The organism is Paenibacillus xylanexedens (genome assembly GCF_001908275.1).
Classification (GTDB): Bacteria; Bacillota; Bacilli; order Paenibacillales; family Paenibacillaceae; genus Paenibacillus; species Paenibacillus xylanexedens_A.
The window spans coordinates 4,173,568-4,199,858 of the sequence record NZ_CP018620.1; the positions used below are offsets into that span (position 1 = coordinate 4,173,568).

The following is a 26,291-nucleotide window of genomic DNA, read 5'->3' on the forward strand; positions in this document are numbered from 1 at the left end:
TTCCCTCCATGAATATTTTATGACAAATAACGATAGTAAGCAAAATCATCTTGTAATTATACTTACCGGTAAGTATAATTATGTAGAGTTAAAAAAGACATATCATTATCCTCATACTAAGGTGGTTTTAGGGTTGAAGACAGCACAACGTACTAACAAATGGAAAAAAATAATCATGTGGACCCTCTTGTCCATCGTTATCATCGTGGCCGGTGTTTACGTATATCTTAATTCGGTAACGTATAGTCCCTCTGAGCGAGCTGAAACGGCGATGACAAGTGATGCTCAGGTTAATGTCACCAAGATTAAGGACGGTTACCGATTTGAACCCGTGGGTACAGAGGTAACCGAACCGAATATTATTTTTTATCCAGGCGGTCTGGTTGAACCTGAAAGTTATTCTCCACTTGCCAGAAAAATGGCAGAACAGGGTCACCGCGTATATATCGCGAACATGCCAATAAACTTGGCGATTTTCGGTCAAAACAAGGCTGATTCCTTTATCGAGGAACATCCTGACGAAGCGTTTGTTATTGGTGGCCATTCTTTGGGAGGGTCATTTGCATCACGGTATGCTGCGGAGCACAATGAGAAGTTGGAAGGCGTCTTTTTCTTGGCTTCTTATGCAGATGAAGGGGGGAGCGTGAAGAATACGGACTTGTCTATCTTACAGATTACAGGCTCGGATGACGGAGTGCTTAACTGGGAAGACTGGGAGAACTCCAAAGCAAATCTTCCGGAAGACACGACATATGTGAGTATTGAGGGTGGAAATCACGGTCAATTTGGCTCATACGGCATGCAAAAAGGAGATAATCAACCTGCAATTACAGAAGAAAAGCAGTTGGAAGAGGTTGTTGTAGCCCTAGAGAACTGGATGGATACATTAAAATAATGTACTAAATGAATGTATTGAATGGTAATGATCGTGGTACGATTAAAGTCGCTATTTTAGCGGCTTTTTTTGTTATAGAATAAAAATAATGCTTCAATGGAGCAGGGTAACAGCTTTAATTGATTGAATTTCAACTCCATAATAGGCTTACAGAATTGCTTTAATTACCACAAATCGTTAACATTAGAAGCATTGTCATCGAAATAGCACCAAAACGGAAGACAGAAAGAGCAAGAACATCAAAAGGAGAAAAGATTATGTTTTTCAGAAAATTTGCTTACACGTTAGTGATCATCATCGCCGCATTATTGTTCTCAGGTTGTACGTCAGAGTCTTTGCGTGATCTCGGATCACCTCAAGTTTCGGAGGATATGGGATTTGATGAGGTTGCCAATTATATCTCGGAGCATAATGAACTCCCACCAAATTACATTACCAAGAAAGAGGCCAGGGAATTGGGCTGGGAACCAAGTGAAGGTAACCTACGAGAAGTTGCTCCGGGCAAAAGCATTGGCGGCGACGTGTTCGGAAACCGGGAAGGACTACTTCCCAAGAAAAAAGGCCGCATATGGTATGAAGCCGATATAAATTACTCAGGAGGACGGCGCGGAAGCGACCGAATTCTATACTCAAATGACGGTTTAATCTACCAGACGACAGATCATTACAAGTCATTTGAACAGTTAAAATAAACGGAGGAAATGATATGAGCATCATTCAGATTAACGGAAACGACTTTAACAGTAAGGAAGAGCTTCATCAAATTTTGCAGAACCAGCTTGAGTTAGACGAGAGCTATGGAGGCAATTTGGACGCACTGTGGGATGTCTTGACTGGGGCTGTAAGCATGCCGCTTACTGTTCAATGGATTGGTTTTGAGAAAAGCAAAGAGATTCTTGGAGATTACGCTGACCAAGTCATGGAATTGTTGCGGGATGTGGAAGGTGAGATCCAAGGATTTACGTTCGAATTATATTATTGAAAAGTAGCTTTGGCTTTATGAGGCGATGGGCAACCATCGCTTTTTTTGGTCTTTACATTTTTACTGAGACTCATGTCTAGATCATGCTATTTTCATGGCTTAATAATCAAGGTTGGGGTGATTAGACTTCCTTATACTTTAAACATGGAATAGGGTAGGCAGGATTGTAGTCGTTTACTAACGGTTGAACATGTAAGCGTATACTATTTCAAAGTGAATCATCGTAATGTCTGGACTGGTTATTACGACTAACATCATTTAGGGGGCAGAAATATAATGAGAGCCGTATCAAAAGTGCTAGGAGCATGTCTCGTAACAAGTGTTGTGTTAGTTTCCGCCGGTTGCGGAAATGCTGCAGAGAATTCCGAATCAAATACGAGTGACCCCAACAGCCCAATCACATTTACATTCTTCGGCGCAGATGCAAGTCCGAACTGGAACAAAATGCAGGATGCTGTAGGGAAGAAAATTACGGAAGAAACCGGTGTAAGCATTGATGCAGAATTCGATATTTCGAGCGGAGGTGGAAACGACCGCATTTCCCTGATGGCTGCAAGCGGTGATTATCCGGATTTGATTTTCCCCAAAGGGAACTTGACCAGACTCGTTGATGCCGGGGCAATGATTGATCTGACGGATCTGATCGAAGAACACGCCCCCAACTTGAAAAAGATCTACGGTGAGCACTTCAATCGGTTGAAATACAGTAATGACGATCCTTCAATCTATTGGATTCCAACGAATGGTGCGATCGATCAGGTCAGCTTTGATGCGACGAATGGTACTGCCATTCAACATCGTGTAGTCAAGGAACTCGGGTATCCTGAGATCAAAACCTTAAACGATTTCGAAAATGTGCTACGTGAATATTACGAGAAACATCCGACCACAGATGATGGCCAACCCACAATTCCGCTGACGCTTAGTGCAGATGGATGGCGGCGAATGATCACTGTTACTGATCCCGCTGTCATGTCTACTGGAGGACCTGGAGATGGTGAGTATTTCATCAATCCTGACACCTACGAAGCCGTTCTACATTACAAACGTCCTGAGGAGAAGGAATATTTTCGGTGGTTGAACAAGATGTACAATGAAGGTTTGCTGGACAAGGACAGTTTTGTTCAGAAGGATGACCAGTATAAATCCAAAATCGCCAGTGGTCGCGTGTTATCCTTGCTTGATCCAAGCTGGGGATTCAGTGATGCGGAAAATGCGTTGAAAAGCGCAGGGAAAGACGATATGACCTACGGATTCTATCCGGTAACGTTAGATGATAGTTTTCAACGTAAAGATTTCCAGAATATCGGCTTTGATGGTTATGGTATTGGCATAACAGTCGATTGTGAAGATCCTGTCCGTGCCATCAAATTTTTGGATTGGATGTCTTCTGAAGAAGGACAAGTATTGAGAAACTGGGGCGTTGAAGGCGAGCAATATAACGTGGAAGAGGGTGTTCGCACCATCCCGGCCGATGTACAGGAACGTAAAAACAAAGACAATAACACATTCACCAAAGAAACCGGAGTAGGCTTGTATTACATTTTCGGTGCTCACTACGGGGATGGTGTTAAAGATTCAACGGATAACTACTATACAACAAATTATCCTGAACAGATTCAGCAAAGTTATTCCGATGAGGAAAAAGAAGCTTTGAAAGGCTATGGCATCACCACATGGAAGGACTTGTTCCCTTCCGAAAAGGAGTTTCCGGTGAAAGAGTGGGGTGCTGCTTACAATATGCCGATTCCTTCGGATAGCGGGGATTATAACGTTGTGTATCAGAAAACGCAGGATATTATTCAGAAACGGATCGCCGAAGCGATTACATCCTCTCCGAGTGCCTTTGAAGACATATACGACAATATGATTACCGAACTTGATAATGCAGGTGCAGTAGCCATGGAACAGCAGTATACGGAGTGGATTAAAGATCGCGTTCGATTGTGGACGGGTAAAGAGATCAATTAACTTGCGGATATAATCAAAGTAATGCACTGTTTGCAGATCCGAAGTATATCAAGAACTTAAAAAACATCGAGCCATGCAGGATGGCTTGATGTTTTTTAGTTTACATTGAATGAGCTTGTCATTATTTTGGCAAAGCTTCCATTGCATCACGTCTTTGTTTGATATATCTACCGGGGGAGATGCCAACCATTTTGGTAAAACTGCGAATAAAATTGGCATAGTCACTAAAGCCTGATTGAAAGCATGCATCCGTAATACTCATTCCTTCTGACAGGTGGAATTTGGCCCGTTCAATACGACGACCCAAAATGTAGGAACGGATGGTCAATCCAGTATGCTTTTTGAACTGGCGGCTGATATAAGTACTGTTCATGTAGAACACTTCGGCAAGTTTGCGAAGTGTAATATCTTGATTTAGATGTGTTTCAATATAATCCATGGTTTCACGAACCAGTTCAGGCATAATGTCATTGGGAACAAAGGAATTGTTATGAAACCAGACGTTAATCATGACCAACAATTGGGCTACGGCTGCATTTATTTTGATATCAGTGCCATAAGCATCGGAAGCAAGCAATCCTTCCAGTTCGTTTGTACATTGCAGCATCTGTTTCAAGTTATAGTCGTCTAAATGTACGATGTTGCCTGTTCCTTTGGGGCGATGATCAAAACATGACGATAGATTGGTTGATGGTGTGGAAAGTTGAAATAGATATGTTTTTTTGAGGTTGATTGTAATTCGCTCATACTCAGATTCATCCAGAATAAAGGCTCGGTGCATCTCCTCGGGTGACATCACAAGCAGATCACCAGGCTGTACATGGTAACATCGATTTTCTACATAAAAGTGAACGTTGCCACGAAGAAACAGGTAGATCTCGTATGCATTATGGCGATGATAGCTCGTTTCCAGCTTATACGTCGTTACGCTGTGTAGATATAAGAGCTCAGGCTGGATGGGATCATAAAAACACTCAGAGGATCCACTCATGAAGTACCTCCCGTCATTTCACGCAATAAATAGAGCGGTTAACGCAATGAAATTGTACTCAGCTTACCTTAAAATGTAATCATCCTATCATGATACCTTTTGTATTGCAAACGCTTTCTCGTAAAAAGGCATAACTAAAAACGATTATAGGGGGATTCTTTTGATGAATCATCATTCTACACCACAAGCTGGTGAGCAAAAGCAAGACCAAGCTGCCAATCTGAAGAGTATTCCAGGGGAGATTGGAAAGCTTCGTCCCAACGCTAACCCTCTGGTGGCCCACAAATTTGGAGCCGATCCCTATGCTTTGGTATTTAACAATCGAGTCTACTTATATATGACTAGTGATAAGCTGGAATATGATAAGGACGGTCTTCCTCAGAAAAATAGCTACAGTTCAATCAACCGGATTACGGTCATTTCTTCGGATGACTTAATCAACTGGACCGATCATGGGGAGATCAGAGTTGCTGGACCTCAAGGCGCAGCAACATGGGCTTCGCAATCCTGGGCCCCGGCAGCTGCTCATCGAATCTTGGATGGCAAGGACTGTTTCTTTCTTTATTTCGCCAACAATGCCAGTGGAATAGGTGTACTGTCTGCACCCACACCTGTAGGTCCGTGGATAGACCCTATAGGAAAAGCACTTATTACAAGAGAGACTCCGGGAGTGGAGGAAGTAACCTGGCTATTCGATCCGGCTGTCATTGTAGATGATGATCACCAGGCCTACATATATTTCGGTGGTGGTATTCCACAGGGGAAAGCAGAAAGACCGGATACGGCAAGAGTGATGCGATTGGGAGAAGATATGATCAGCGTTGTTGGCAAAGCGAAGGTTATTCAGGCGCCTTATATGTTTGAAGATTCAGGGATACATAAATATAATAATAGTTACTACTTTACGTATTGTTCCAATTTTATTGAGGGTGATCGGCCAGATGACAGCCCACCACCTGGTGAGATTGCATATATGACCAGTGTTCAGCCAATGGGGCCATGGACATATCAGGGTACGCTACTCCAGAATCCAGGACACTTTTTTGATATTGGCGGCAACAATCACCATGCTATATTTCAACTATCGGATCAGTGGTACATTGCCTATCATGCCCAGACATTATGCCAAGCCATGGATATCCCCGAAGGTTACCGTTCAACACATCTGAATCGAGTCGAGCATGATGAGGCCACGGGTAAGATCAAGAAGGTACATGCCGATTATCAGGGCGTAGATCAAATCAAGTGCTTCGATCCCTATGGGTGGGTAAGCGGTACGACGATTGGATGGAGTAGCAGAGTATCAACTGAGCAATATCTTGACTCTGGTGAGATGTTTGCATCAGATTCGAATATGATCTTCGCTAAGCTGCAAAATGACAGCTGGATAGCTATATCCAAGGTCGACTTTGAAAGTGAAGGACCGGCAACCTTCACAGCCACGATTGCGAATCAAGGAACCGAAGGTACGTTGGAACTTCGACTTGATCATACAGACGGACTGTTAATTGGAGAAATCATTGTTCCGCCTGCGACCGAATCCCTTCAATGGATGGAACTAACAACTAATGTTACGGGTGCGAAAGGTGTGCAAGACTTGTATATTAAGCTTAAAAGTTCAACAGACAGCCCAACCATCCTTTTAAGAGAATGGAAGTTTAACAGAAAAAATGAGGTGTAATTGAAGCATGTATCCGAATCCGATTATTTGGGCCGATTACCCGGATCTTGACGTTATTCGTGTAGAGGACACATATTATATGGTCAGTACAACCATGCACATGATGCCGGGATGTGTCATCCTGCGTTCATATGACCTGATCCATTGGGAAGTAGCCACATATGTATACGACACATTGGACGATACGCCTGCACAACGGCTGGTGGATGGTCATCACGTTTATAGTAAAGGCATGTGGGCTGCATCACTCCGTTATCATCAAGGGATGTTCTATGTGATCTTTGTTGCGAATGATACTCGTAAGACATACTTGTATACGTCCCCCACCATCTCGGGAGTTTGGAAGAAGCAGATCGTGGAAGGGTTCTACCATGATTGCTCCTTATTTTTTGACGATGATGAACGAGCATATCTCGTGTACGGTAATACCGAGATCTATCTGACCGAATTAAACTCTGATCTGTCCGGGCCCAAACCTGGTGGAGTGCATCGCTTGATTGTAAAAGACGAGCAGCCTCATCACCTTGGTTATGAAGGAGCACATTTTTACAAGATCAATGGTAAATATATTGTGTTCCTGATTCATATCACGAAAGCTTCCGGACGGAGAACACAGGCTTTTTATATGGCAGACTCTCTGGAAGATGTCTTCACTGGTGGAGAAGTATTCAATGACGATATGGATTATTTCAATTCAGGTGTTGCTCAGGGTGGTATCGTGGATACGCCGGATGGAGACTGGTATGCAATGCTGTTTCAGGATCATGGGGCTGTTGGGCGGGTTCCTGTTTTGGTTCCGCTACACTTTGATCAAGGTAAACCGATCTTTGTAAACAAAGCGCCGAAACAGATTGATATCCCGAGCACGAGACCAGAGCACCGTTATAACCCGTTAGTGGGTAGCGACAGTTTCAATTATGAACCCGAGGAAGATGGAAGTATCCGCCTCCGTGATTTTTGGCAATGGAATCATACACCTAATCATGAGCTCTGGTCCGTTACAGAGAAATCGGGGGTGTATCGTGTTCGAACGGGACAGATCAGTCCAAATCTGACGTTCGCGGTAAATACTCTAACCCAGCGTTCAATGGGGCCCGCTTGCGAAGCAATAGTTACGCTTGACGGCAGTCGTCTGAATGATGGGGATTATGCCGGGTTGTGTTTTCTGATCGGTTCGTACGGTATGATCGCTCTCACGAAGCAGGATAGCAAGTTTTACTTGGTCATGCATGCCAGAGATAGTGAGGATTCAACCATATTTGGCAATCTGATCGACCAGAAGCCAGCCACTGAACATGAACGTATCCCGGTATCAGATCCAGTAGTTAAACTAAAAGCATTCGGAAATTTTGAGAACAATCTGGATGAGTGCTCTTTTGCCTATTTTGATGGGGTTGAATGGAGAGATATAGGGATTGTCCATAAAATGATATATAAACTGGATCATTTTATGGGTTGCCGAACGGGGTTGTTTGTATATTCAACTGAAATAGCTGGAGGAACAGCTGACTTTTCGAATTTCGAATATCGCGTAATTAATCCTGATGAGAAACAATGAAAATACGTAAAAGCCGCCCAACGGCGGCTTTTCGTATTCAATGAGTACAAGTTGTTGTACAATGATATGGATTCAAAGTTGACAGAGAGAAGAGAGTTGTTCAAACCGAACTGGGGGCATGTCGTCATGTATAAGAGATGTCTGGACATAACAAGATGGACCTTCATTCTGTTCCTGGCTGTGTCCATACCATCAGGTCACACCGAAGGTAATACCAAACAACATCATCCGCAGCAAGATGGGCAACAGATTCAACTTCCCGCTACGTTTGAGAGGTATTCTCCTCCCATCGTGGTCTCTTTTGTCAGGGAAACTGGAGATGACCTTGAGCGCATGATTAGTCAGTTACCTGGTGAGACGATGCTGGATAATCGCTGGACTCGTGTGTATGAGAAAGAGCTAGGTATTCAAATTCACTATGACTGGATTGCTAATGGAGATGTATACAATCAGAAGCTGGGTGTATCCCTTGCCGCAGGACGTTTCCCAGATGTGGTAAAAGTAAATCCATATCAACTTAGACAACTGAGCAACGCTGGAATGATCGAAGATTTAACCCATGTGTACCAAGAACATGCTTCACCACTTACGAAGAGTATATTAGAGGCAGAGGGAAGAGGAGCATTTGATGCGGCAACCATTGACGGCAAACTCATGGCTATTCCCGAATCATCTTCCTCGATTGAGACAGCGCAGTATCTATGGATTAGAACCGATTGGTTGGAGCAACTGGGGCTACGACCGCCTGAAACGATGGAAGAGCTTCTCCAGGTTTCGAAAGCGTTTACAGATAAGGACCCCGACGGGAACGGAGAGCATGATACTTACGGACTTGCGCTAACGAACCATCTATGGGATCCAGTTATGGGAGCTGCAGGGTTCATGTCCGGCTACGGTGCCTACCCTACTATATGGGTTAAAGATGCAGAAGGAAACCTCACTTATGGAGGTATACAGCCTGAAGTTCGGGAGGCTCTGAAAGTACTGCAAACGTTGTATCGTGATGGCCAACTTGATCCGGATTTCGGTTATAAAAGTGGAAACAAGGCGTTTCGTCTAGTTCAAGATGGAAAAATAGGGATGCTTTACGGCGAACAGTGGACATCCTTTATGCTTCAGAGCACCCGTGATACAGATATAAATGTAGAATGGCAGGCATATCCCATTGTTGCCAAGTCGGACCGGAGTCTGTTCGTACCGCTACGTTCCAACACTGGGCAATACTTTGCTGTAAAAAAGGGCTTCTCTAATCCGGAAGTTGTTGTAAAGCTCATGAATCTGCATCTGGACATCAACTGGGGGGATCAGGCACAGTATGAAACATACTACAATGACGACTCCCGAGCTGTGTGGATGCTTTCACCGGTAACTCCTTTTCCCGGTAATAAAAATATAGATGCATACAAACAAATTCGTGATGCCAGAAGTACAGGAGATTTCTCGGCTCTGCAGAATGAAGCTCTCGCCATTCACAAGCGCATTGTGGCCTATGAAACGGAAGATGTAGAGAGCGGCTGGGGCTGGAAACAAACCTATGGGCCTTCGGGTGCTTTTAGCATTGCAGATTCATACGAGAAGAACGGCCAACTTCTCTATGATCAATTCACGGGCGGAATTACGGACACGATGGTTGATCGACAAATTATTCTTCGAGATCTTCAGCTTGAAGCCTATATGAACATTATTCTAGGCAGGTCGATAGATGAGTTTGATCAATTCGTTGAGAACTGGCGCAAGCTGGGGGGAGATCAGATCACATCGGAGGTTAACGCGTGGTTTCGCACCAGCAAGCCAAAGGAGCGCTAATGTTCACTTTATTCTTACAAGGAACCCACTCAGCCCTTGGCATTGGAGGTGAATGCATTGATCAAGATCCCTGCTAAATCATGGTTTAACAGTATATTTGCGCGATTAATAATCACCTATCTGGTATTTGTACTCCCCCTTATTCTTCTTGGCGTGTATCTGTATCATTGGAGTTATGACAATGCAAGCCAGGAAATATCGTTGTCAACGGAGAGACGGTTGAACCAATATGTGTTGGAATTGAACAGAGAGATGGAATGGATGGAATTACAGCAGTTTGATATCGTTGAGGATCGAAAACTCAATCGTCTAGCCATTCTCTGGGACATGATGGATCAGGTTGAGCGGCGTGATACATTAAATTACCTGACTGAACGACTCGCTTCATTCAAGAATAGCACTGCTTATATCAAAAACGTTCATGTACATATCCCTTCTGTTGGCAAGAGTATATCCGCGATCCAAGGCATCGATGATTTCGATAAAAGTTCATATCTATATTTCAGTTCGGGCATGCAAGGAAAAGGTACACGTTTCACTGTGAAAGAGGACGCTTTGAACTTAAGTGCCGTCAGGCTGACAGGCACGAGAGGAGAACCTCCGCTGTTTGTCATTCAAGTGGAGCTGGATACATACCATTTTCAGAATGAACTCACACGGCTTAATTTGTACCCGGAGAGTTCAACTTTTCTGATTGAGGACAAAACGGGGCATGCCATCACAGATAAACATCAAGCTAGTGTTATTCTCGCGAATTACCGTGAGCACAGTGTAAAGGGTACACTTGATGGCTTTCGGATGAAGGTGGGGGACACCATGTACCATGTTAGTCAGTTGCATATGGACTCCCTGGGCTTATCCGTAGCTACATATCTACCTGAGGCAATTGTTACCAAGCCACTTAGCAAGTTCTATCATTGGGCTTGGCTGTTTGCAATTACATCATTTGTTGCCATCACGGCATATCTCTATTCAAGTTACAAGTTGATTCATATCCCGTTACTGTTGTTGGTGAAAAGATTCAAAAAAATGGAGGGAGGCATGCTTGATGTCCCCATTGCGCATAACCGAAAGGATGAATTTGGCTTCCTCTACACCCGTTTCAATCTAATGATTGAAAATCTTCAATCCCTTATCGATCGAGATTTCAAGAAAACACTGATGATGCAGCGGGCCGAGTTGAAACAGCTCCAATCGCAGATTAACCCTCATTTTCTGTACAATAGCTTCTTTATTCTGAATTCACTGGCAAGGACAGGAGAAACCGAACGTATTGAGCAATTCACGAACATGCTCGGAGAGTATTTCAGGTTCATTACCCGGAATGAAACAGATCATGTGAAGTTGAAAGTGGAAGTTGAGCATTCACGAATCTATACAGAGATTCAACAATTACGATTCTCCAGACGAATCAAAGTTGATTTTGGGTCACTACCTGCTGAGATGGAACATATTAAAGTTCCCAGACTCATTATTCAACCTATTATTGAGAATGCCTACGAACACAGCCTTGAAAAGAATACGGATTCCGGTCTTCTAATTATTGGGTTTAATATGGAAGGTTCATATGCCGAGATCACCGTAGAGGATAATGGAAATGAGTTGGACGAGCAACACATTCAAACTCTTCAACAACGTTTGCATAAGGACGGAGGTACAGACGAAATGACCGCGTTAATAAATATTCATCGACGTCTGATCCTGACGTATGGAGAAGGAAGTGGCCTTTTCCTATCCAGAAGTGAACTGCAAGGGTTAAAAGTCACAATTCGAATCCAGTGGAAAGAGGGAGAAAACGAATGTATCGACTTTTGATTGTAGATGACGAGGAGATTATTACGGATAGTCTCTATGAAACGTTCGCCAGACATATACCCGACCAGCTTGATGTATGTAAGGCCTACTCTGCAACAGAAGCATTGTCCTGGATGCAACGTTCGAGAATTGACATTGTTCTAACGGACATCCGCATGCCGGGCATGAGTGGCTTGGAACTGACAGAGCGGATTCAAGCCAGTTGGCCGAATTGTCGCGTCATTTTTCTGACAGGACATAGCGATTTTGAATATGCCTATCAAGCTTTTCAGATGTCTAATGTGCGTTACTTGCTCAAGACGGAAGGTTATGACAAGGTGATGTCGGTTGTAGAAGATGTGATGGAAGAGATCCGGCGAAGTCACAGCATGGTTGAGTTGTTGGAACACTCTCATAAAGTCAACTCGCAGCTTGCACTGATTCAGCAAAAAGAGTATTTACGGAAGTTACTTCAAGACTGTACAGCGATTCTAGATTCTACTAGGGACGTGCAGGACGAATTATCCAAACGAGATATAAGATTACAGATCAACTCGCCTGTTTATCTCATACTGGGGCGGTTCAATAATCCGCCAGAAAAGGGTTCGGACCTCACACAAGTTCAGGAATCTGTTCGCATTATCGGCTCTTCTCTGATGAATGAGCGTACAATGTGTGCAAGTGTAACGGACCATTATGGGGATACGATCTGGCTGCTTCAGCCGAAGCAGGAGGAAGAGATGACCAATGATAAACTTGTGCGATTTCTAGAAGGTACACTAGAACTGGTACAGGAAGCGTGCATGGTATCACTCGGCGTATCCATTGCTTTTTCATTAAGTAGTCGAAGCTGCAATTGGTCCGAGTTAACCAAACAATATGAACGTCTGAGATTACTCCAGTGGATGAAAATTGGGGATGGTGTATCCATGGTACTCACGGATCATCGTAATGATCTCTCATCTGATGTACCCAAAGAATCCATGCGGATCTCAAACCGGATCGAGATTATGTCAGGATATTTGGAAACGGGACGAATTCAGCCATTTTACGATATATTTGAGGAGCTTGCAGGCGAACTGCTGCAGCAGGATATTACGATGGAACGTGCCATGGAGACATACTACAATCTGGCCTTATTATTGCATTCAACGATCAATCGCTGGGGTCTTCAACAGAAGATCCCGGATCAACGAAGCTTGCTGCACTTAGGGGAATATACATGCATGAAGGATGCAGTACAATTTTTATATCGTGCTGCCGATGAATTAGTACGCTACAAAAGGTCAAATGAACAGGAACGCGCTAACGTTGTCATTCATTCCTTATGCAGTTACGTCAAGGAGAACCTGGAGAAAGATCTCTCTCTGGTGAGATTGGCAGAACTTCATCATTTTAATCCATCCTATCTGTCGCGATTCTTTAAGCAGGAAATGGGAATAAACGTGTCAGAATTCATTGACGACTGCCGAATACGGAAAGCCAAAGAATTGCTTCAGAACACAAATCTTATGGTACGTGAGGTCGCACTTCAAGTGGGGTACGAGGCTGCACATTCGTTTACCCGACTTTTTAAGAAAATAACGGGAATGACTCCCCAAGAATACCGGGAATCCCTTTTGGTACGTTAATGGTGAATACTCTGGAATTGACCAAACCCAAATAACCACAAAAAAAAGCAGGATGTATTTTTCAGCCTGCTTTTTTTGTGGTTATTATCTACTTGATAAACAAAGCGATTCGGCGTTTCACCTTAGGCCGTGTTGATTTTTTGTCTTCTATAAGCATTGGGACTCGATCCGGCATATGCTTTGAACTTTTTATAGAACCAATCAATATCCTTATAACCTACCTCAATAGCAATCTCATATATTCGCAGATTCGTGGAAGACAACAACTGCTGTGCCTTTTCCATACGTTGCTGGAGCATATAATCATTGAAAGACATCTTCTCTTCCAGCTTGAACTTCTGTCCAAGGTACGCACAGTTAAAATGAAGCATGTCAGAGATCTTCTTCAGCGTGATTTCATCACTCAGATGATCCCGTACATAGGCCTTAACGATACGAATAACATGACTGGAGTGCATGGGTTTACCGTTCATTTGAACGGGTGTTTTGAAGAACGACGACGTTTTGTGTGCCGGGTCGGTTTCAAGGTGGGATCTAAGTCCATGCAGACTGTTAAGTAAAGAAGAGGGACTAACAGGATACGGGAGATAATCATTTACCTGATACGTCAGGGCTTTGCGTACGAACCTGAAGTGATCTCTTCCACCCATCAGGAGGATAGGTATCTGACTTTTTTTTCGGATGTCATTGCATAACCAGAGCCCCGCGGTATCAAACCTCTCTGTATGTACCATAACAAGGGAAAAGTCTCGTTCTGACAATGCGGTCAAAGCCTCGGCCGATGAGAACACACAATTTGCGATAGTATATTGAGCTTTGCTCCGTAGCAACATCTGTTGCAACTCTCCGCACAAACGACGGCTGAAATCCACAAGTAAAATATCATACATGAAGCAATACCTCACCTTCTGCTGAATTGTAATGCGCTAGATTAACTGAAATTTGACTTAATTTCATTATGGTAATAAAAGAAAGCGCATACAATGTGCATATTTTTGTAGACAGTGCATTTCTTTACCAATTAAAACCTATAATGCACTTTGCTCGTGCAAAATTACGCAAATCTATATTCAGCCCGGGTAAACATCTGTATTTCGGCAGGTTGTTTGCGCTTTCATTTGAACGATACACTGTGATAGCAAACGACAATCAGGGGGGAAGACGATGAGAAAAAACAAGTTCATGCTACTGAGCCTGGTATTTGCGGTCTTGTTGGTAATTGCTGCATGCAGTTCTGCACCTACCGCTCAACCCGAGCCGGAAAAGACAACACCACAGGAGGAACAAAAACCCGCGGAAACCGAGCCAAAGAATGAAAACTCCACGCCAGAAATGGACTTTGACATGGGTGGCAGAACGATCAAGGTTGTTGCTTGGTGGGACATGGAAATACAGGGGAACAACCCAGACAACATTCAACGCCTTGAGAATCTCGAAGCACTGAAGAAAAAACACAACTTTAATATTGAATATGTTTCCATCGATTTTGGTGAATATCAGGAAAAAGTAGTTGCTTCCCTGATGGCCGGTGAACCGCTTGGCGATCTGGTGAGACTGGGCAAAAACTATGCCATTCCGGCATTGACCAAACAGGATCTGTTATGGCCGGTGGATGATTATATTAAAAACGACAAGGTATTTAATCAGAAAACAACCAAAGAATACATGCAGTATGAAGGCAAAGGTTACGGCTTTACCGAGGACCAGTCCTCGTTTATCAACGGAATTTTCTATAATCGCACACTCATGCAAGAGCTCGGCTTGAAGCCACTTCAGGAGTATGTAGATGCCGATGAATGGAACTGGGATACGTTCATCAGTGTTGCCAAGCAAGCGAACAAAGATCGAAACAATGATGGTAAGCTAGACACTTGGGGACTCGCTCAAACGGGCTTGCTGGAACCTATTCTGTATTCCAACGAGGCTTCTCTGACCAAAGAGGATAAGCAGAACCTGGAAGATCCAAAAACGAAAGAAGCGTTGAACTTCCTGTCCAAACTGGCTACCGAGAAGGTCGGCAGAGCTTCTGAGGGCGGCGATTGGACAGAGCCATCCACGTTCTTCCGTCAAGGCAACACCTTGATGTATTCAGGTGCCATGTACGAAGTCGAAGGTATTATGACGGATATGAAGGACTATGATATTGGTTTTGTACCGTTTCCAAAAGGTCCAAGTGCAACAGCGTATCACTCCGGTGAGTCACGTTACCAAGCTATAACAATTCCAAAAGCGGTAGAGAATCCGGAACAACTGATGTACATCTGGGAGAAAATTAATGAGATCGAATCGATCTATGAGTATCCAGGACAATCCACATTGGAGACACATCTGACCGATGAAGCAGATATCAACAACGCCAGAGAGGTTGCGGAAGGTATGTTGGTTCTCGACCATAACACATTCCCGTCCTTGCCGTTCTGGGATTTTGATGGGGAACTCAAAGAAGGGGTATCCGTATCTACGCTGATCGAGAAATACAAGGCTCCTTTCCAGGCTGCGATTGATGAGGTTTACAAATAAGTATCACGTTACACGGGCAGAACGCACCAGTGAAGGTGCGGTCTGTCCGGGTTAGTCAATCGTTCAGTTCTCTCAACGCTTACAGGAAAGGGGATACATTCAAACATGCGGTCACGTAAGAAAAAGGGACTAATCCTGGTGCTTGTCCTGGCCTTGGTGCTCTCCATATGGACACTATATCCATCGCGGGATCGTAATCCGGGAACGGTACATGCGCTTGAGGACTTTGAGGCGGTATCGGGAACCGAGGATTCATTCAGTTATGAGCATTATCTGACTGCTCATGACAATACGGCCAAACCGGATGAAATTGTACGCATCGAAGGCGAATCTTATGTTCAGGCAGAGGATGGGGAATTTGAGGTTGTGCAAGGGTACGCCGGATTAGACGGAAGTGCCGTGATTACGCCGGAAACTGGAACCATTCGCTGGGATGTTCCCGTTCAAGTGAGCGGTTTGTACAACATTCGCATTCACTATTATCCCGTAGAAGGCAAAAGCTCCGGGATCGAACGCAGGCTTGAACTTAATGGTAAGGTCCCGTTCAGAGGGGCCGATATTCTTCTGTTTGACAGGGTATGGGGGAATCGCGAGGATAACGTCCGGCAGGACGATCGTGGCAACGAGCTTAGACCAAGACAAGTGGAACAGCCCGAATGGCAACTGACTTCCTTCAAGGACAGTGCAGGGTACTTCGAGGAACCGTTTCAGTTTTATTTTGAAAAAGGCAATCAGGAGTTCTCGCTCACTTCATTAAGAGAAAGCATGGCGATTGATTATATCGAGCTGTACCAGGAAAATGAAGTCCCGTCCTATACAGAGCTGGAGAAGACCTATGCCTCACTCGGCTTGAAACAAGCGGCTCCTGTCATGCTGAAAGTACAGGGGGAGGAAGCTGTCAGCAAATCATCCCCTACACTGGCACCCATCTCGGACCGATCAAGCCCTTCACTCGAGCCTTATAATGTATCGAAAATTCGGATGAACGCTATCGGGGGCATTAACTGGAAGCTGCCGGGCGAATGGATTGAATGGGAAATTGACGTGCCTGAAGACGGATTGTATCAAATCGCGCTTAAGGTGAAGCAGGATCAATTGCGTGGCATCTATGCCACCCGCAGCCTGACGATTAACGGCGAAGTTCCGTTTAAGGAAATGAAACGCATTCGATTTAACTACAGCCCGGCCTGGCAAACTCAGGTGTTGGGATCGGGAGAAGATCAGCCATATCAGTTTCATCTGGAAAAAGGGAAACACCGCATCCGAATGACGGTTACACTTGGCGACATCGCTCCGCTGCTGCGGACCGTGGAATCCAGTGTGCTGGAACTGAATGAGATGTATCGCAAAATATTAATGATCACCTCCAACAGTCCGGACCCACTGCGGGATTACCAGCTGGAACGGCGTATTCCGGAGATGACGGAGGTGTTTGAACGACAAGCTGACACCTTGCGCTCCGTTGCAGATTACCTGGAAAAAGCCACGGGTGAGCAAAGTGACAAAGTGGCCGTACTGCACGCCATGGTATTGCAGCTTGAAGATATGGCGGCCAGACCGGAGACGGTTCCCAAACGGCTGGATACGTTCAAAATTAACGTAGGTGGTCTCGGCACATGGATTCTATCGGTACGTGAACAGCCAATTACGTTGGATTACCTTGTCGTATCTCCGCCGGGTGAATCGTTGCCCAAAGCGGAAGCGAGCACCGTCCAGCAGGTGAAGCACGAACTGGGCGCATATGTTGCCTCGTATACCGAAGATTACGACAGCATTGGTAACGTAGAACAAAAGAAGGATGCCATCACTGTATGGATCACGACCGGACGAGATCAGGCCCAAGTACTGAAAGGCATGATCGACGATTCGTTTACCCCGGATACGGATGTATCTGTGCAGTTACGTCTCGTTCCTCCGAATATTTTGCTGCCCGCAACACTCTCGGGAGAAGGACCGGATGTTGCCATGCAGATGGGCGAAGACATTCCGGTGAACTATGCGATGAGGAATGCAACAGCGGATCTGAGCCAGTTCCCCGATTTCGAGGAAATTTCGGGCAGGTTCCGTGAAAGCGGATTGACGCCTTACCGCTACAACGACGGGGTATATGCCCTTCCGGAGCAACAGCATTTTCCAATGCTCTTTTACCGCAAAGATATTCTGAATGAACTGGGCCTCGAACCGCCGAAAACGTGGCAAGACGTATATAACGCCATCGCCGTGCTGCAGAAGCATAACATGGAGTTTTATCTGCCGATAGAGGATACGTTGAACAATGCCAACCTGGTTCCGAATTCAACCTTTGCGATGTTGTTATATCAGAATGACGGAACGTTCTACACCGAAGACCAGAAGAAAAGTGCACTGAATTCGGAGATTTCAATGGACGCGTTCAAACGTTGGACGCAATTTTATACCAATTACAAGTTTCCGCTCAAAGCCGATTTTCCGAACCGGTTCCGTACAGGGGAAATGCCGATCGGGATTGCTGATTACACCACGTATAACATGCTGACGGTTATGGCTCCGGAAATCCGCAATCTCTGGGACTTTACGATTGTTCCGGGTACACAGCTTCCGGATGGATCCATACGGCATGAAGTGGCCAGCGCTACGAGCGCGGTGATGATGCTCGAAAATGCCGACAACAAGGAAGCGGCGTGGAAGTTCATGAAGTGGTGGACTGATGAGCAGACCCAGATTGAATACGGGAGAGAAATGGAAGGTCTTATGGGAGCGGCTGCCCGTTACCCGACGGCCAATATCGAGGCCTTAAAGCAATTGCCTTGGCCTGTGAAGGATTATCAAAATCTCGAGAAACAATGGGAATGGGTACAGGGAATCCCGCAGCTTCCTGGAGGTTACTTCACGGGACGACATCTGGACAACGCCTTCCGTAAGGTGGTCAATGCAAATGAAAATCCGCGTGAAGCCTTATCGGATTATGTGTTGTACATTGATGATGAAATAGAGTTGAAACGCAAGGAATTTAATCTGAAATAGAGGAAAGGGAGGGTAACGGTTGCAAGCTAAAACTACCAAGACAGCCGCCGCTCCTGCCGTCCATACCCGCCAGGTCGGCTGGTGGTCCCTATTGAAGCGGGATCTGTATCTCAGCAGGCATTATTACGTATTGATGGCACCGTTTATGCTGATTTTTTTCATGTTTACTGTCATTCCGGTCGGCATTTCACTCGGGCTCAGCTTTTTTCACTTCAATATGCTGGAGCTGCCGCGATTTGTCGGCTGGCAGAACTATTCCCGGCTTTTCCTGAACGATGACGTATTTCTGATCGCGCTCAAAAACACGCTGCTTTTTGCCGTAATTACAGGCCCTCTCAGTTATATAGCCTGCTTTTTGTTTGCGTGGATCATCAATGAGCTGTCTCCTAAAATTCGGGCGGTCATGACGCTGGTTTTCTATGCCCCATCCATATCGGGCAACGTCTTTTTCATCTGGCTGATCATCTTCTCGGGTGACAGCTACGGGTATATGAACGGATTCCTGATGCGCCTTGGCGTCGTACTGGAACCGATCCAATGGCTCGCAGACGAGAAGTATGTACTGGCAATCGTCATTATTGTACAACTTTGGCTGAGCCTGGGAACCAGTTTCCTGGCCTTTATTGCAGGACTGCAAACCATTGATCGTTCTCTGGTTGAAGCAGGAACCGTAGACGGGATCAAAAATCGCTGGCAGGAGCTCTGGTACATCACCTTGCCTTCGATGAGACCGCAGCTGATGTTTGGTGCGGTAATGCAGATTACCGCTTCCTTCGCCGTAGCTGAGATCTCCATCGCACTGGCAGGTTTCCCGAGCGTAAACTATGCGGCACACACAGTTGTCACACATCTGATGGACTTCGGAACCATTCGTTTCGAGATGGGCTATGCCTCGGCCATCGCAACGGTTCTGTTTGCCCTGATGCTGGGTACAAACGTTTTCACGCAAAAAATGCTTAGAAAGATAGGTGAATGACGATGACCAGCAAAGTACGTGCCGTGTTTGGCATGCCAAAAAGGCTTAATCGGTCATTTACCGTCAGCCTGATGTTATTTGCATTGCTGGGCGTGTTCGGCTCCTTTATGGTGCTTCCGCTCATCTATGCTGTCAACAATGCATTCAAGCCGCTGGATGAGCTGTTTATTTTCCCGCCGCGCTTCTGGGTGAACAATCCGACAACGGAGAATTTTGCCGATCTGATCAACCTCATGGGCAATTCGTGGGTGCCGTTATCCCGCTATATTGCCAACACATTGCTCATTACGATACTTGGCACAGCCGGGCATATCCTGCTTGCATCTGCAGCGGCTTATCCGCTGGCGAAGTATCGTTTTCCGGGTTCCAAAGTGTTGTTCACCATTGTCATTCTGTCCCTGATGTTCTCGCCGCATGTTACGGCGATTCCGAACTACATGGTCATGTCCTGGCTTGGCTGGATTAACACTCATGCGTCCATTATTGTGCCATCACTTGCGTTCTCGCTGGGGCTTTTCCTGATGAAACAGTTCATGGAGCAGATTCCCGATGCTTTGCTGGAGGCAGCCAAAATCGATGGAGCCAATGAATACCGGATATTCTGGAGCATCGTGATGCCCAATGTGAAGCCGGCATGGCTCACGCTCATGATCCTGCAGTTTCCAGCGTTATGGGGAACGGATGGCGGGAGTTTCATCTACAGTGAAAATCTCAAAACGCTGCATTATGCGCTCAGTCAGATTGTGCAGGGAGGGATTGCAAGGGCCGGTGTAGGTGCGGCTGTTGCCTTGCTGCTGATGATTGTACCGATCACTCTGTTTATCATCTCTCAGAGCAGTGTTATGCAGACGATGGCCACTTCGGGCATGAAAGAATAGAAAGGAGGCAGCGAGGTGCGGAGAAGCACATGGAAAAAACGTAAATCGATCATCATGGGCATGATCTGCCTCCTGTTGTTCGTTCAAGAGGCGCCCTATGTGAGTGCAGACGGTAAAACGGATGCGTATCATTATTCCTTCTGGGGTGACGCAGTTCCTTCACCCGCGGCATATGAGGCAACAACCATTATCACCGGCAAGAAGCTGAACACAACTCCTATGAAAGAGCCAAGTGACATGCATGTTACCGCCAATCAGCACGTCTTTGTGCTAGATTCGGGCAATGGTCGCATCATTGAGATGGATCGCAACTTCAAGCTGGTACGGACGATTGATTCATTTGAGCAGGAAGGCAAGGAAGATCATTTTAAAAATCCACAGGGATTGTACGTCACGGAAAAAGGCCATCTGCTGGTCGCTGATTCGGATAATCACCGGGTGGTGCATCTGGATGAACAGGGGAAGCTGGTCAAGATCGTGTCTGAACCAAAATCGGATCTGCTAAAAGCAGACTTCCAGTTTAAACCGATGCGGATTGTTATGGACAAGGGGGAGCGTATCTACGTCATGGCCGAAGGCGTATTTGATGGATTCATGGAGTTCAGCGCCGATGGTACGTTCTCTTCCTTCATTGGAGCGAACAGAGTTCAGGCGGACCCGGTGGAATATCTTTGGAAACGGTTTGCAACACGGGAGCAGCGCAGCCAGATGGTGATGTTCACTCCAACGGAATTTACCAATCTGGATATGGATGAAGAGGGCTTCATCTACGCCACTAGCGGGGATCGCGGCAAAGATCCGGTCAAGAAGCTGAATGCCCAGGGTACAGACATTTTGCGCAGAGAAGGCTATCAGACTCCGCAGGGTGATCTGCTGTATACCCAGGAAGCAGGGCCATCCCGCCTGATTGATGTGGATGTGGGTGACAGTGACATGTATTCCGTACTGGATTCCAGCAAGGGTCGAATCTTTACCTACAATGGAGACGGATATCTGCTCCATATTTATGGCGGCATCGGGAACCGGCTGGGCCAATTTAATACACCTGTTGCCCTGGAACGTGCGGGAGACCGGATGTTAGTTCTGGATAAAGCGCTGGGTGAAATCACCGTCTTTCAAACAACTGAATACGGACGTACACTCCACGAAGCGGTGCGCAGCTACTATAACGGTGATGAAGATCAATCTTCGGTGCTGTTTGCCCAAGCTGCCGAGATGAACGCTAACTTGGAATATGCGTATGCGGGAATTGGCAAAGCATTGCTTCGTCAGAAGGAATACGCCGAGTCTGCGAAATATTTCAAGCGCAGCATGGAGCCCAAAGGGTATTCCAAAGCTTTTCTTTTGTACCGGAAAGAGCTGATGCGTGACCATTTTTCATGGATGATGTCCGGTATATTCCTGGCTGTCGCTGCGATTGTCACCGTCATCATCGTTCGCAGGCAGAAAAGGAGGACTACGAATGCAGGCATCAAGTAAGCAACTATACCAGTACCCGCTGCATCTGATTTTTCATCCGTTTGACGGATACTGGGAACTGAAATATGAACGGAACCAGAGAAACTCACTGCTGATTGCTTTCATGATCCTGGTGCTTCTGGTCATCACCAAAATTTTGCATGCCCAGTACAGCGGTTTTCTCATTAATCTCAGTAATCCAAAGTACCTGAACAGTCTGCTCGAAATGTTATATGTCATTATACCGGTACTGTTTTGGTGTGTGGCGAACTGGTCGTTAACCACACTGATGGACGGGGAAGGCAAGTTCTCCGAAATTTTCATGTCAACGTGTTTTGCACTGGTACCGTTGTTACTCATTCATTTTCCATGGATCTGGCTGAGTCTTGTGATCTCTGCGCAGGAAACTGCCTTTTATTATTTCTCCAATGCACTCGCCGTTGTATGGACGGTATATCTGTTATTTGTGGGGAATATGACGGTTCATCAGTACACACCAGCCAAAACGGTGCTCACGATGTTGCTGACACTTGTAGCGATGGCGTTTATGGCATTTCTGTGCCTGTTATTCTTCAGTCTTGTACAGCAGATTGTATCGTTTGTCGTAACCATCTATCAGGAATTAGTGCTTCGGGGCTAAGGGAGGAGGAATTTGTTATGAATTATACCGTAGCCAAAAAAATAACAGGAATGCTGCTCGCGGGCAGTCTGCTTCTGGGCGGTTGTCAATTCTCGCCAACACCGCTCGCTCACGAGACAGTGACTGCCGCTGATCAGACGGACTTTCCCTCCCTGCCTCCCGGAGAGAAACTGAAATCATCGTTCAGCGATGTCCGCCTTCCCGGCATGGTAGGTATTGCGCAGAATGCTGCGCTGCAGTTGTTCATTAACGAAGAGACTGCCGAAATTGCAGTGATTCACACGCAGAGCGGGCAGATCTGGCGCAGCAATCCTGCAGATCGTGAGCAGGATGGGGTTGCTGCCGGGATAAACAAAGACCTTTTGTCATCACAGACGAAGCTCAGCTTCTTCAACAGCCTCGGACAGAGCAGCACCGTGAATTCCTTCACGGATAGTGTTGCACACAAGCAAATAAGCTACGAGGTGCTGCCAAGCGGCGTGCGGGTCCACTACCAGTTTGGAAGCACTGAGCGATCCATAGAAGACTTGCCGATGAAGATCAGTAAGGAGCGATTTGAACAAAAGCTGCTTGCACAGCTAGATAAGGCCGGGCAAAGGGCCTTGAAGGTCGGCTATGCGGAAGACAAGGATGAAGGCGCTTACGTCCGGATTGATAAGGCGATGCAAGGATTGCAATTGTCCCGGGCCTTGAAGGCTTTTGACACAGCCGGTTACACATCGGAGGATCTGGCTCAGGATCATGCCGAGTTTGGCATTGAAGAGGAACGAAGTGGACCACGGCTGTTTATGCTTACGATGGAATATGAGCTAGATGGAGAGGATCTGCTCGTGCGTGTTCCGTCCTCAGGCATTCATTTTCCGGAGGAATATCCGATCAACAGCATATCTGTAATGGATTATTTCGGGGCTGGGGGTTCAGAAGAAGAGGGCTCCATACTGGTGCCGGACGGTTCGGGAGCACTGATCCATTTTAACAATGGCAAGCTGCAGTATCCTGCCTATCAACAAGATATATACGGACCGGATATGACCATGAAACTGCGGGAAGCAAGTTCGAATGAAGCCAGAGCCAGGTTGCCGGTATTTGGACTGATTCGGAAAGAGGGAGCTTTCCTGGGCATTATTGAAGAAGGGGATGCCGTTGCAGTTGTGAATGCCGATATCAGCGGCAAACTGAACAGTTACAACAACGTATATCCAAGCTTCTATGTGGTGAACAAGAGCGATGTGACGCTTCAGGCAAGTGATATGGTTCGTACACTTCCGAAATTCCAGAAGAAACCGACTGTGTCCGACTTCGTCGTTCGATATGCTTTTGTCGGGGCGGATAAGGCATCGTACTCGGGGCTTGCATCTCTCTATCGGGATTATCTGATGCAAAACGGCGGACTTCCCGAGTTGAACGCCAGCAAGGAGCAGAGTAACGTTCCCTTTTATCTGCAACTGTTCGGCGGCATGACAACAAGGCAGCATATGTTGGGCATACCGTATGATTCAACGGAGGCTTTGACCACGTTTGATGAAGCCAAAAACATTCTCTCCGCCTTGACGGAGAAGAAGGTATCCAATATTCAGGTGCGCTATGCAGGATGGCTTAACGGCGGGCTTCATCATCGACTGCCGGATTCCATCCAAGTAGACGGCGCGGTAGGCGGGAAAAAGGGATTGCGGGAATTCAGCGCATACACACAAGAAGCGGGTATCGGTTTCTATCCCGATATCGCTCTGCTGAATGTGCAATCCAAAAAAGGGTTTAAACCGTCCAAAGAAGCTTCACGCACATTAACTCAGGAACCGGCGGTCTTATATCCGATGAACCAGGCCATCCAGCGGCGGGACCGGGATCGTTCACCATCCTATGTGCTTTCGCCCAACATGCTGGAGGACGTGACGGCAGACATGTTAGATGAGCTGAGGTCCCTTCAAAAGGATGGACTGTCACTAAGCCTGAATGATCTGGCAGCTCAGTTAAACAGCGATATGAATCCGAAAAAGCTGGTGGACCGAACACAAGCGCTTGGCTCCGTAAAGAAGGCACTTGAACAGATCGGGCAGCAGGCTGGCTCGCTTGTTGCTGAAGGCGGGAACGCTTATGCCCTGCCGTATGTAACTGGTCTGACAGATGCGCCGATGACCAGCAGTCGTTTCAAGCTGGAGGATGAAGAGATTCCGTTCTATCAGCTCGTTGTGCACGGCAGCATCGGTTATACGGGGACGCCATACAATCTCTCCACATATACCAATGCAAAGCAATATGTGCTGAAGCTGATTGAATATGGAGCCAGTCCTTACTTTGCATGGTTCAATGCGCCAAACCATGTTGTGAAAGAAACGGATTATGATGATCTCTACGCGGCGAATTATGAACAATGGATCGATCTGGCTGCCGAGATCTACAACGAGGTGAACCAGGTGAACCAGCCGTTTGCCGGACGTTCCATGATATCTCATGAATCCCTGGAGGAGGGCGTCTTCCGGACAACATATGAAGGTGGCGGGTTCGTAATCGTCAATTATAACGACTTCCCTGTAGAAGTTGACAACGATACAGTGGAAGCCCAAAGCTATGTGACTGGTGGTGAGCAGCTCTGAAGACGCTCCTGAAATGGAAATGGGGAAGTCGTACGTATGCTCAGCAGAAAGCCATGTGGGGCGTAATCTACGTGCTTCCCTGGCTCATTGGTTTTGTGTTGTTTTTCTTCATTCCGCTGTTAGCCTCTCTGCGATACAGCATGAGTACAATTCAGGCTAACGCGGAAGGCATAGCGATTCAGTTCAACGGTGTTGCCAATTACATTCAGGCGCTGACCGTCAATACAAGCTTTAACCGTGCGTTAATTGAGGCGATCACAGACGTGCTCATCAACGTACCGCTTATCGTTATATTCAGTCTGTTCCTTGCCGTCATCCTGAATCAGAAGTTCAGGGGCCGGGCTGTAGCGCGGTCGATCTTTTTCCTGCCCGTTATTCTGGCATCGGGAGTGATTATGACACTCGAGAGCACCAGCCTGATTGAAGCGGTTAATCAGAGCAGCACAGGTGGAAGCTCACTCGGGACATTTGAACTCGAAAATCTGATGGTTAACGCCGGAGTGAGCGATTGGATCGTTACGTATCTGAGCAGCGCCGTAGATCGGATCTATCAGATCGTCAGTCAATCCGGTGTACAGATTTTGATCTTTTTGGCAGGGATCCAGACGATTTCCCCTCAACTGTATGAGGCTTCGAAGATGGAAGGGGCAACGGGTTATGAAGCCTTTTGGAAAATTACGTTTCCAATGGTCAGCCCGCTTATTTTTGTCAATGCGATCTATACAATCATTGATTCGTTTGCCAATAACGCCATGACGGAACTGATCCGGGATACCGGATTCGTCAAATTTGACTTTGGATTAAGTTCTGCCATGGCATGGGTCTACTTTCTGGCCATTGCCATCATTCTGGTTATCATAAACATCATTTTCTCGAAGCGAGTCTTCTATCAAGATTAGAAAGGAGGGTGTCC

At 46.1% G+C, this 26,291-nt stretch carries 19 protein-coding genes; 17 read left to right on the forward strand and 2 right to left on the reverse strand.

All coding sequences use genetic code 11. The features are described from left to right. Positions 1-133 precede the first annotated feature (133 nt). The 4 genes from BS614_RS18555 to BS614_RS18570 all read left to right on the forward strand — a co-directional run bounded on the left by BS614_RS18555 (position 134) and on the right by BS614_RS18570 (position 3,848). Positions 134-895 carry an alpha/beta hydrolase gene (locus tag BS614_RS18555; RefSeq protein WP_084174596.1) on the forward strand — a complete coding sequence of 254 codons (762 nt, stop codon included), beginning with the start codon at positions 134-136 and terminating at the stop codon, positions 893-895. 257 nt (positions 896-1,152) lie between these two features. Further along, entirely contained in the window at positions 1,153-1,587 is a 435-nt protein-coding gene (locus BS614_RS18560) for a ribonuclease domain-containing protein (protein ID WP_074095056.1), read from the forward strand. A 14-nt stretch (positions 1,588-1,601) separates the two neighbouring features. Then, positions 1,602-1,877 (forward strand): barstar family protein, encoded by a 276-nt coding sequence (locus BS614_RS18565; RefSeq protein ID WP_074095057.1) that lies wholly within the window; start codon positions 1,602-1,604, stop codon positions 1,875-1,877. A 276-nt stretch (positions 1,878-2,153) separates the two neighbouring features. Beyond that, positions 2,154-3,848, forward strand: a complete 1,695-nt coding sequence (locus BS614_RS18570) for an ABC transporter substrate-binding protein (RefSeq protein ID WP_074095058.1) — start codon at positions 2,154-2,156, stop codon at positions 3,846-3,848. A gap of 121 nt (positions 3,849-3,969) precedes the next feature. Here the strand turns inward: BS614_RS18570 and BS614_RS18575 are convergent, their stop codons facing one another. Beyond that, the gene (locus BS614_RS18575; protein WP_074095059.1) at positions 3,970-4,839 is read right to left on the reverse strand and encodes an AraC family transcriptional regulator; all 870 of its coding nucleotides are present in this window, start codon (positions 4,837-4,839) and stop codon (positions 3,970-3,972) included. Positions 4,840-5,002: 163 nt separating this feature from the next. On the opposite strand from BS614_RS18575, the gene BS614_RS18580 reads away from it, so the two are divergent. The 5 genes from BS614_RS18580 (at position 5,003) to BS614_RS18600 (ending at position 13,309) form a co-directional block, all read left to right on the forward strand. Next, a complete protein-coding gene (locus BS614_RS18580) occupies positions 5,003-6,520 on the forward strand; it encodes a glycoside hydrolase family 43 protein (protein ID WP_074095060.1) in 1,518 nt (505 codons plus the stop codon). 7 nt (positions 6,521-6,527) lie between these two features. Continuing rightward, positions 6,528-8,078: a glycoside hydrolase family 43 protein gene (locus BS614_RS18585; RefSeq protein ID WP_074095061.1), complete on the forward strand. Its 1,551-nt coding sequence runs from the start codon at positions 6,528-6,530 to the stop codon at positions 8,076-8,078. A gap of 126 nt (positions 8,079-8,204) precedes the next feature. Beyond that, positions 8,205-9,884, forward strand: coding sequence for an extracellular solute-binding protein (locus BS614_RS18590; protein ID WP_084174598.1), 1,680 nt, complete (start codon positions 8,205-8,207; stop codon positions 9,882-9,884). Between the two features lie 48 nt (positions 9,885-9,932). Then, complete coding sequence (locus BS614_RS18595; protein WP_342351896.1) at positions 9,933-11,699, forward strand: sensor histidine kinase; 1,767 nt, start codon at positions 9,933-9,935, stop codon at positions 11,697-11,699. Next, entirely contained in the window at positions 11,684-13,309 is a 1,626-nt protein-coding gene (locus tag BS614_RS18600) for a response regulator (RefSeq protein WP_074095063.1), read from the forward strand. Before BS614_RS18595 ends, BS614_RS18600 begins: the two co-directional genes overlap by 16 nt. A gap of 122 nt (positions 13,310-13,431) precedes the next feature. Here the strand turns inward: BS614_RS18600 and BS614_RS18605 are convergent, their stop codons facing one another. Further along, a complete protein-coding gene (locus BS614_RS18605; protein ID WP_074095064.1) occupies positions 13,432-14,199 on the reverse strand; it encodes a helix-turn-helix domain-containing protein in 768 nt (255 codons plus the stop codon). Positions 14,200-14,473: 274 nt separating this feature from the next. On the opposite strand from BS614_RS18605, the gene BS614_RS18610 reads away from it, so the two are divergent. The 8 genes from BS614_RS18610 (at position 14,474) to BS614_RS18645 (ending at position 26,277) form a co-directional block, all read left to right on the forward strand. Next, positions 14,474-15,829, forward strand: a complete 1,356-nt coding sequence (locus BS614_RS18610) for an extracellular solute-binding protein (RefSeq protein ID WP_074095065.1) — start codon at positions 14,474-14,476, stop codon at positions 15,827-15,829. A 105-nt stretch (positions 15,830-15,934) separates the two neighbouring features. Continuing rightward, positions 15,935-18,832, forward strand: a complete 2,898-nt coding sequence (locus tag BS614_RS18615; protein ID WP_074095066.1) for an extracellular solute-binding protein — start codon at positions 15,935-15,937, stop codon at positions 18,830-18,832. A 19-nt stretch (positions 18,833-18,851) separates the two neighbouring features. Next, complete coding sequence (locus tag BS614_RS18620) at positions 18,852-19,808, forward strand: carbohydrate ABC transporter permease (protein ID WP_036615906.1); 957 nt, start codon at positions 18,852-18,854, stop codon at positions 19,806-19,808. Positions 19,809-19,810: 2 nt separating this feature from the next. Beyond that, the gene (locus BS614_RS18625; protein WP_026081082.1) at positions 19,811-20,686 is read left to right on the forward strand and encodes a carbohydrate ABC transporter permease; all 876 of its coding nucleotides are present in this window, start codon (positions 19,811-19,813) and stop codon (positions 20,684-20,686) included. Positions 20,687-20,701: 15 nt separating this feature from the next. Further along, entirely contained in the window at positions 20,702-22,165 is a 1,464-nt protein-coding gene (locus BS614_RS18630; RefSeq protein WP_074095067.1) for an NHL repeat-containing protein, read from the forward strand. Beyond that, a complete protein-coding gene (locus BS614_RS18635) occupies positions 22,149-22,784 on the forward strand; it encodes a YIP1 family protein (RefSeq protein ID WP_074095068.1) in 636 nt (211 codons plus the stop codon). The genes BS614_RS18630 and BS614_RS18635 overlap by 17 nt, the downstream gene beginning before the upstream one ends. A 17-nt stretch (positions 22,785-22,801) precedes the next feature. Beyond that, positions 22,802-25,378, forward strand: a complete 2,577-nt coding sequence (locus BS614_RS18640; RefSeq protein WP_074095069.1) for a DUF5696 domain-containing protein — start codon at positions 22,802-22,804, stop codon at positions 25,376-25,378. A 53-nt stretch (positions 25,379-25,431) separates the two neighbouring features. Continuing rightward, positions 25,432-26,277 (forward strand): carbohydrate ABC transporter permease, encoded by an 846-nt coding sequence (locus BS614_RS18645; protein ID WP_084174600.1) that lies wholly within the window; start codon positions 25,432-25,434, stop codon positions 26,275-26,277. Positions 26,278-26,291: the final 14 nt, after the last annotated feature.